Below are 8,873 nucleotides of genomic sequence, written 5' to 3'. Positions count from 1 at the left end.
GACCAGGACCTGCCACTGTTCCGGAGTGCGGTGTTTTCTCATGGGAGCAACCTCTTATTAGGAAATCAGAGGTTACTGTAGAGCGAAATTCAGTGGGGTGGCAGGACGTCTCGGAATGAACGCTTACGTTGAATACGAGCAGATTGCGGCTCTTCAAATCAATATCTTTGATGCGAAGTGATAGCGCTTCGTTGATTCTCAAACCGCATCCATAGAGCAGAGCGGTAATGAGCCAATACTCGCCTTCCATGCGGTGGAGAATCGAAGCTACTTCATCGGGATTAAGAACGGTCGGCACGCGACGAGGGGTCTTCGTCATCTTGTACTGGAGATTCTCAATCTCCCGTCTAAGCACATGCTTGTAGACAAAAATAATCGCGCACAGAGCCTGATTCTGAGTACCTGGGCTGACTCCACGATTGACGGCGAGGTGATTCAGAAAGCGCTCAATCTCGTGATTACCCATCACCTCTGGGTGTTTCTTGTCGTTAAAGAGGATGAATTGGCGGATCCAGTAGAGATAAGACTGCTCGGTGCGGTAGCTGTACTGCTTAGTTCTGATCTCTGTGCGAACCGATTCCAGAAACGGTGATTTAGCCACAGTCGCCCTCCTTGGCTAATGCTGTATGGATGTACAGTTATAATAAAAAGGCCGCAAAAACGCCAAATTTTCTGCGGTTTAACGTGCGTGGCTGTGCACGTTTTTCACAAGGCGCCTCTGTAGAAGTCTGATTTAAAACGGTAATTTTTTAATGCTTTGGTTTTAACGTGCAAAACCGCGCACGGATAAACCGCGTGCACGCTTTTCACAAATCTAAAGGCCCGACAATGGCCCGAAGCAGGCCAATAAGACTCTGAAAAAAATGAGTATTCGGTGTGTGAAGTGGTTTTTGACGGGGTGGTTTCGTTGCGGTTTAATGAGAATTCACGCTAATAAGCTGTTAGGCTTCTAGGAGAAGTAATGAAGTATTTGAAAGTTATTTTGGCTGCCTTCATGTTTGTTGCGGGCGCTGTGAGTGCTGAAGAAATTCAGGATAAAAGCCGAAATAGATCAATCCCTGTCGAAATATCCTATCCAAGTAATATCAGCAATTGCACAGTTGAAAAAAAGTGTCCGGTTGCATTCCTTAGTGCGGGATATGGCGTAGCTCATACAAAGTATATTTTTTTAACTGAGCAGCTTGCCGAGCTAGGATATATGGTGGTTGCTATACGCCATGAGTTGCCTGAAGACCCTGCACTCTCAGTTGAAGGTAATCTCTTTGAAAGTAGAAGTGAGAACTGGATTAGAGGGGCGAGAACACTTAATTTTCTCAAAGATGAACTTGAATCTCGCTATCCTAACTATGCATTTAACGAGCTACTTTTAGTTGGTCATTCTAACGGTGGCGATATTTCTGCATGGCTTGGTAACGAAGAAAACCTTTATGTGAAATCTATCATCACTCTTGATCACAGACGCGTACCGTTACCACGAAAGAAAGAGATTAGTATCTTATCTATACGAGGCAGTGATTTTCCCGCAGACAAAGGCGTATTACCGACTGTTCAGGAAGATGCTGACTACGATATCTGTGTAATAAAAATACCAGAGTCAAAGCACAACGATATGTCAGACGATGGGCCTGATTGGTTGAAAGGTAAAATTGCAGAATTAGTTAAAAATTATATAAATGGCGTGGGCTGCAACGAGCAGAGCAAAGCCTAACAAGGCCAATCACAAACGCCAGCAAGCTGGCTGGACTCGCCGCTAACGCTCGCCTGTGTTGGCGGCGTTAAGTGTCAAAGGATTGAACGATGCAAGGTGAATGTCTCTGCGGAACCGTGAAATTCGAAATTGATGGAGAGATCCGGAATCTCTACCAATGTCACTGCTCGCTGTGCCGTAAGGCAACAGGGGCAGCCGCTAACGCTGCCACGTTTGTGCAGAGTTCTAGTTTTCGTTGGGTATCAGGTCAAAGCGAGATCCAGTCATACCAAAAGCCAAGCGGTTTCCGGAGTGATTTTTGTTCGAGCTGTGGGAGTCCGGTTCCGAATAGCCTGCGGGGCACCGAGATGGTTTGGGTTCCAGCCGGTTTGCTCGATGAATTGGCTTCATCAAGAGTTTCTGTTCACCTCCACACAGCATCTGCTGCGCCATGGGAGCAAGAATCTGCAGAGTGCGTTCGATTGGAGGGTGGCCCTGAGAGCCTGGAATCACTTAACAAATTGTTGTAGTACGTTCCGGGCCTCCGGCCCTACACCGGACGCCCATTTCGCTGCGCTACATGTGCGCCGCTAAACAAAAGCGTTAGCTGGTAGTGCCTTGGGGCCTTTTGAGTGGTTCGGTGCCATTGGGCCTTGGCCGCAAGCGGGTAGCAAAACCGGTACTTTCGGAGTTCCGCCAAGGCCGTTAAAACTCGCGATCTTGCTGGCAGCTCAATCGGAATATTGGGTAAGTATCAAACCCGGTGTTCACCGTGCGGGGCAATCTGCCGAAAACTGAATCGCGATCTGCTACTCTGAAGTTCAGGTTCATTCACCGCATCAAAGGCGGTGGTTTTAATCACGTTGCATTGGCAGGTGTCGGTGCAAGGGCAATGGAGCAGGCCGTCGTGTTGTTTGCCAGGGATCAGGTTCCTCAGTTACCCCCAGCTAACCAGTCGCTTAAGTACGTTCCGGCCTTCGGCCTCCACCGGACGCCCTTGTCAGGGCGCCGCTTAGCTTCGCGTTAGGAAGGAAATCATGAAACCAAAGATCAGCATCATCACGCTTGGTGTGGAGAATCTGGAGAGGGCCACCCGTTTTTATGGCGAGGGGCTCGGTCTGCCAAAGCACGACTTTGAAGGTGGCAATATATCCTTTTTCAGCCTGGAGGGAACCTGGTTAGCACTTTACCCGCGGGAAGAGTTAGCCAAGGACATCGGGTTAGCCATTTCCACTCAGGCTGGCTTCTCCGGCATTACATTGGCCCATAATGTAGCAAGCAAGTCAGAAGTTGATGCTGTTCTTAGTCAGGCTGTATCCGCAGGTGCCCAACTTATCAAACCAGCGGTGGAGGTTTTCTGGGGCGGTTACTCCGGTTACTTTCAAGATCCGGAGGGTCATTACTGGGAAGTAGCCTATAACCCTTATCAGGATCTGACGTAATGTCGGGGCCATCGGCATTTCCTAACAATCACAGGCACGGCGACGTCTACTACATTGCGGCTTCGCCTCCATTCCGCAGCCGCGCGTGCTGTTGGCGTTAAAAGGTAAGGATAAACCTCATGGATGAGTTGGTAGTTGTAGTGTTGGATGCTCTAATCGGCGGTGTGGTGCTGTGGCTAGCCGCAAAGATTACCTCTGTGGATTTAGCTCTGAGTGAGACGGTAATTGCAGCGGGAGGAGCTGCGGCCGTTGCTTTGGTGCCTACGGCTGGTTGGGTGCTATCACTTATCGTGCTATTTGTTCTTCTCAAAAAGTTCAGCAGGGCAAACATTTGGCCAGACATCATCCTGATGGTTATTGTCAGTAGGTTGGTATCGTTTGTTGCCTTGGTGGCTCTGGGTGGCCTGCGATAGCTTTTAACAAGTCGCTGTAGTACGTTCCCGGCCCGAGGGCCGTCCACCGGACGCCACTGACGTGGCGCCGCTAAGCTTGGCGTTATGAACAGGGAGAGATAGGTGCCATTGTTTGAAACAGAGAGGTTGATTGCAAGGAAGCTGTCCCATCAAGACGTTCCGGTGCTCACCGCAATGCTCAGTGATCCAGAAGTCATGAAGTTCTCCGTCCGTGGAGTTTGTGACGAAGAAGCCACCCGAAAATTCGTTGATTGGTGCCTTCAGTGTTACGCCTCCCATGGGATAGGGCCATGGGCATTGTGTGAGAAAGAATCAGGGAATTTTATCGGCTTCTGTGGCGTTGGGCCGGAGTTGGTTGGCGATGTTGAAGAAATCAATCTAGGTTATCGTCTGGCCCGCAGGTTCTGGCATCAGGGGTATGCGACAGAAGCTGTAAAAGGTGTTCTCCAGTATGCTTTCGACCAAAAACACTGCGAGTCGGTAATTGTTATTATCGAAGCGGAGCATACAGCTTCTGTCAGGGTTACGGAGAAGGTCGGGTTCGGAGACTATACGATTCGAGAGTTCCATGCCCGGCCTGTGCGCGTGTATCGAATGTCGCGCGACGACTGGGCACTGCATAACAAATTGTTGTAGTGTGTTCCGGGCCTGGCGGCCCTACACCGGACGCCTACTACGCTGCGCTCCGTAGTCGCCGCTAAACAAAAGCGTTAAAACGAAAACAGAGGAGGTTACATGCAACGGACCGCATCGCGAATTTTTTGGCCGGTAAATCTGCTCTTTCTATCCTTTCTCCCCACCTTTGCTTTTGCCGAAAACTCTGCTCCTAAGGACTATGCGACTGGTAAACCGTTGATGTTGGAAGTTCGATATTGTGAATGTCAGGCCACCAAAACCGATAGCGTATCCTCTGACCTGCTGCCAAGTTTCCTGAAGAATTCGGACCTTTTAAAGGTAAGCGTATCCAGCCAGGATAAAGGCTTTGCTTCGTCAAGTGAGTTGTCGATAGGTTATGAGCTCAAGCCAGTCGCAGGCTCGTCCAACCAATTTCAATTCAACTATGCTGGCAGTTACACAACGAGTAACGGGAGCAGTGCGGGCAATGGGGAGTTGCTGCTCATTCAGGGACAATGGGTCACCCTTTTCGGCTCGCGGCATGATAGCCAAACCGGATCCCAGTACAGCAATGTCGCGGTGCGGCTGGCTAAGCTTGGTGGTTCCTGATGGCAGGTTTTAACAAGTCGATTAAGTTCGTTCCGGCCGTTGGCCTCCACCGGACGTCCCTGTCGGGCCGCCGCTTATCTTCGCGTTAGGACGATATGGATATTCTCTCATTAGCAGTCGGATTTCTCGTTGGCACTGCTACTGGCGCAGCTGGTAACTACATGGCCGATCGATTCACTGACTCTCGTCGCGAGAAGAAGCAGGTCAAGGAAAGCGATCGTCTGTGGCGGGAAGTGGAGACCCGGTTCCCTGATCTCATCGACGAAATGAAAGAAGATTTCTCCAACCCGGAGCATCAAGACACTCGGGCTTTTTTCGTCAAATCCAGCAAGACATCGATTGGTTTCCTGACCGAGCCTTGTTTTGAATACTACACAGATAAGCTCCCGAATTTGCAGCCAGCCGTGTTGTTTCTCGAACGAGAGGGGTTCATCTCAGATATAACACCGGGCAACTGTCCTATGTACCGAATGCATGAACACTTTGTCGATCGTCTGATAAGGTCCTAACAAATTGTTCCAGTACGTTCCGGGCCTGAAGCCCTCCACCGGACAGCCTTGTCGCCGCTTCGCTCTGCCAAGACTGCCGCTGAACAACGGCGTTGAGGCTGTAGAAAAACCCTAAATCGGACCGGTTTTGGTAGCATTGAGCAAACAGACAAGGAGTCGTCGGGATGCCCCGCTTCAAGCACTACAACTACGACCAGGATGCGATGGTCGTGATCAACTACCAGGAACAGCTCCAGCCAGGCACCTTTGAACACGCCGTTCATTATCTGATTGAGCACAAGCTGGATCTGTCGGTGTTTCATCCCAAGTACCGCAACGACGACACCGGCCGCATGGCCTACGATCCGGCCATTCTTCTGAAGATCATCCTGTTCGCCTATTCCAAAGGCATCACTTCCAGCCGTGAAATCCAGTGGTGCTGCGAAACCAACATCATTTTTAAAGCACTGTCCTGCGACACCGTTCCGCACTTCACTACCTTGGCCAAGTTCGTTAGCAGCCACGCTGAAGAAATCGAAGAGCTGTTCGAACAGGTGTTGCTGGTGTGCCATGAACAAGGCTTGCTAGGCAACGAGTTGTTTGCCATCGACGGCTGCAAAATGTCCTCGAACGCTGCCAAAGAATGGTCGGGCACCTTTAAAGAGCTGGGTGAAAAACGAGACAAGCTGAAGCGGCTGATTCGCCATCATCTGCGTGAACACCACGAACGGGATGAGGCCGAAACCGAAGCCGAATTGGATAGGGATATTCGCCGTGCGAAAACCATCCTGTCGTTAGACGAAGCGATGACCAAAGTAGACCGATTCCTAAAGACGAGCAGCCCAAGGATGGGCCAAGGGAAACGGCGCAAGGAAGTGAAGAGCAACATCACCGATAACGAAAGCGCGAAGATGACCACCAGCAAAGGCACGATCCAGGGCTATAACGGCGTGGCCACGGTGGACAAGAAACACCAGGTCATCGTGGATGCTCAGGCCTTCGGGGAAGGGCAGGAACATCACACGCTGCAACCCGTGCTGGAAACGGTCGAAGCTCGCTTCAAGAAGTTGGGCATTGCCGACAATATCTACCAGCAAGGTACTGTCGTTACGGCGGATACGGGCTTCGCCAACGAAGCGAACATGAAGTACCTGCACGAGCGACAAATCAACGGCTACGTGCCGGACAACAAATTCCGAAGCCGGGACCCTAAATTCGCGCAGCAGAAAGGCAAGTACGGAAAGCGGCACCAGAATCTGCCCAAAACCGATTGGAAAAACATCATTCCGGCGAGTGAATTCCAGTTCGATCCGGTGAACCTCACTTGCATTTGTCCAGCCGGTCAAGAGCTTCATTATGAAGCGACCCGTACGGATGGGAATGGTGTATCCAGAGCACACTTCAAGGGCCGTCTGCTTCAGTGTCGAAACTGCCCCAAGAAACGCCAATGCATGCAAAACCCCGCTTCGGCCGAGCACCGAAAAGGCAGCGGCAGGCAGGTGACGTTTGCACTGGAGCGAAATCGTGGGCCCAACTACACCGATTGGATGAAGCACCGAGTGGACAGTCCGCAAGGCAAAGAAATCTACAGCCACCGCATGTCGGTGGTGGAACCAGTGTTCGGCAACATCGGTACAACGAAACGCCTAAACCGTTTTAGTCTGCGTGGAAAGCGAAAAGTGCAGGGGCAATGGCAGCTGTATTGCTTGGTGCACAATATTGAGAAACTGGCGAATTATGGGCAGATAGCTGCGTGAACAGGGCGAGGCAATGCGTCCTGAAATGCCCCTTGGGCACAAAGCTACGAGCGCCTGAACGCTGAGATAGCGGGATTGAGGTCTATTAAGGGCAATCAATCCGGAAACAGGAAGTTGCTGGGCGAACTGACCGGCTGAAACAAACGAGATCGTAGGCGGTGGAATGCTCGCTCATTTTTGGGTTTTTCTACAGCCTCGTTAAATTGCATGGAGGGAAGTCGTGCATCTCCGAGAGGCAAGGGAAGGTGACATTCCCGAGATTTGTAAGCTGCCCAAAACACGAGAAGAGCTTTTTTACTGTTTTCCAAGAGCGGCTTTTCCATTATCGGAAGGCGAGGTGCGTCAGAGCATCGAAAAACGCTCTGACTCAACAGTAGTTGAAGTTGCGGGCAAGGTTGTTGCTTTTGCGAACTTTTACCGCTGGAAAGATGGTCTGTGCTCAATTGGTAATGTTGTGGTGGCGTCCGATGCCAGAGGTTCTGGAGTGGGCCGCAACTTGATTAACCATATGCTCAGGTTAGGGTTTAATAAACATCAAGCTGAGGCTGTTTCGGTCTCGTGCTTTAACCGAAATGCAGCAGGGTTGCTCTTTTATCCAAAGCTTGGTTTCCGGCCTTACGGGATTGAGCAACGCATTGACTACAACGGTGACCGGGTGGCACTTGTTCACTTCAGGATGGAGAATCATGCACTTTAACCAATCGGTCAACCGGACGCCAAAAGCGTACCGCTTTTGGTTCCCTTCGCTGGCGCTCCGGCACCGGTTACCTTCGCGTTAAGCATCAATCGAAAACACGGAGCAGTTGATGGAAATCAGGGATGTGTGTTTCCCCTCGGATAGTAGGGATCTCCGACAGCTAATACATGAGTATGTCGATTGGCTCGGTATTGATCTCTCTTACCAGGATTTCGACGGAGAGATGGCAAGCCTGGAAACACTCTTTTCTTTGCCAAGTGGACAGTACACGTTTGCAGTGGTGGGTTCTGAAATTGCGGGAGGTGTTGGTTTCCGGAAAATCGACGTCCATACCGCAGAGGTAAAGCGCTTGTACGTCCGCCCGGACCATCAGGGAAAAGATATCGGATGGTCTCTTATGACCAATCTGGTGCAAAAACTCAAAGGCTTAGGCTATGAACGGCTCGTTCTAGACGCAGTGCCTCCCACGAGAAAAGCCCAGGCCTTATATGCGAGGATGGGCTTTACTGAAATTCCGCCCTATTTCCACAACCCAGTACCTGACACCAAGTTCTACGAATTTGATCTTCGCGATCATGGCTTGGAGCAAGGTGCTTAACAAACGCGGTCAAGGGACGCTACTGACGTAGCGTCCCTGCCGCCAAGCGTTAGAACAGTATGAAGATTGATCCAGAAAAGATATTCAATGGTGGAAGGCTGTTTCTCTGGGATGAAAAGGATCTTCAGAAGGCAGAGTACACAGTAAATCCAATTGAAGTGACGTCACTAAGGGTTGGTGCCAAGTGCTTCAGCTACTATGGGATAGAGAACCTGTTAGGTAGATTATCAAAATACATAAATGTGGCCGCGATCGAGCTCGCTGATGACAGGATTCAGGATCACGATATGCCGAAGGTAAGGCAGCAATTCGAGAGGGCTTTTCCTGCTGCAACTTTCAAATGGGGCTATGACCTGTTGGTGGCAGGCAAGCATGGGCGTTGAAGTATCAAATTCTAACAAGGCGCTGTAGTACGCGGCCGATGGCCGCCGGACGCCCTTTTGAGCCTGTAAATAAATCTGTGTAACTGCCCACCCCATTACAGGTGACCGTCCAGGCGGTCACCGAATTCGATAATAAAGCGATTCAGTGCCGGCTTCCAATCACGGATCGGCATCGTCCATTTCT

12 protein-coding genes are annotated in these 8,873 nt (G+C 50.6%); 11 read left to right on the top strand and 1 reads right to left on the bottom strand.

Annotation, left to right across the window (positions count from 1 at the left end):
- Positions 1-601: phage integrase N-terminal SAM-like domain-containing protein (locus tag LWH94_RS18290; RefSeq protein WP_232903189.1), on the bottom strand; the 601-nt coding region annotated here is incomplete at its 3' end.
- Between the two features lie 360 nt (positions 602-961).
- Here LWH94_RS18290 and LWH94_RS18285 point away from each other — a divergent pair.
- The 11 genes from LWH94_RS18285 (at position 962) to LWH94_RS18240 (ending at position 8,689) form a co-directional block, all read left to right on the top strand.
- Complete coding sequence (locus LWH94_RS18285) at positions 962-1,708, top strand: hypothetical protein (protein WP_232903188.1); 747 nt, start codon at positions 962-964, stop codon at positions 1,706-1,708.
- Between the two features lie 89 nt (positions 1,709-1,797).
- Positions 1,798-2,217 carry a GFA family protein gene (locus LWH94_RS19690; RefSeq protein ID WP_353885795.1) on the top strand — a complete coding sequence of 140 codons (420 nt, stop codon included), beginning with the start codon at positions 1,798-1,800 and terminating at the stop codon, positions 2,215-2,217.
- Positions 2,218-2,724: 507 nt separating this feature from the next.
- Positions 2,725-3,129 (top strand): VOC family protein, encoded by a 405-nt coding sequence (locus tag LWH94_RS18280; RefSeq protein WP_228224570.1) that lies wholly within the window; start codon positions 2,725-2,727, stop codon positions 3,127-3,129.
- A gap of 119 nt (positions 3,130-3,248) precedes the next feature.
- Positions 3,249-3,542, top strand: a complete 294-nt coding sequence (locus LWH94_RS18275; protein ID WP_232903187.1) for a hypothetical protein — start codon at positions 3,249-3,251, stop codon at positions 3,540-3,542.
- Between the two features lie 102 nt (positions 3,543-3,644).
- Positions 3,645-4,178 (top strand): GNAT family N-acetyltransferase, encoded by a 534-nt coding sequence (locus LWH94_RS18270; protein WP_232903186.1) that lies wholly within the window; start codon positions 3,645-3,647, stop codon positions 4,176-4,178.
- 99 nt (positions 4,179-4,277) lie between these two features.
- Positions 4,278-4,766: a hypothetical protein gene (locus tag LWH94_RS18265; protein ID WP_232903185.1), complete on the top strand. Its 489-nt coding sequence runs from the start codon at positions 4,278-4,280 to the stop codon at positions 4,764-4,766.
- 95 nt (positions 4,767-4,861) lie between these two features.
- The gene (locus LWH94_RS18260; RefSeq protein WP_226598060.1) at positions 4,862-5,275 is read left to right on the top strand and encodes a hypothetical protein; all 414 of its coding nucleotides are present in this window, start codon (positions 4,862-4,864) and stop codon (positions 5,273-5,275) included.
- Between the two features lie 164 nt (positions 5,276-5,439).
- Positions 5,440-7,011, top strand: coding sequence for an IS1182 family transposase (locus LWH94_RS18255; RefSeq protein ID WP_232903184.1), 1,572 nt, complete (start codon positions 5,440-5,442; stop codon positions 7,009-7,011).
- Positions 7,012-7,231: 220 nt separating this feature from the next.
- Positions 7,232-7,708 (top strand): GNAT family N-acetyltransferase, encoded by a 477-nt coding sequence (locus tag LWH94_RS18250; protein ID WP_232903183.1) that lies wholly within the window; start codon positions 7,232-7,234, stop codon positions 7,706-7,708.
- A gap of 109 nt (positions 7,709-7,817) precedes the next feature.
- Positions 7,818-8,306, top strand: coding sequence for a GNAT family N-acetyltransferase (locus tag LWH94_RS18245; protein ID WP_232903182.1), 489 nt, complete (start codon positions 7,818-7,820; stop codon positions 8,304-8,306).
- A 59-nt stretch (positions 8,307-8,365) separates the two neighbouring features.
- Positions 8,366-8,689 carry a hypothetical protein gene (locus tag LWH94_RS18240; RefSeq protein ID WP_106762078.1) on the top strand — a complete coding sequence of 108 codons (324 nt, stop codon included), beginning with the start codon at positions 8,366-8,368 and terminating at the stop codon, positions 8,687-8,689.
- The last annotated feature ends 184 nt before the right edge of the window (positions 8,690-8,873 follow it).

This window comes from Marinobacter sp. G11, from assembly GCF_021282325.1.
GTDB lineage: Bacteria > Pseudomonadota > Gammaproteobacteria > Pseudomonadales > Oleiphilaceae > Marinobacter > Marinobacter vinifirmus.
This window is presented reverse-complemented; position numbering and strand designations above follow the sequence as displayed.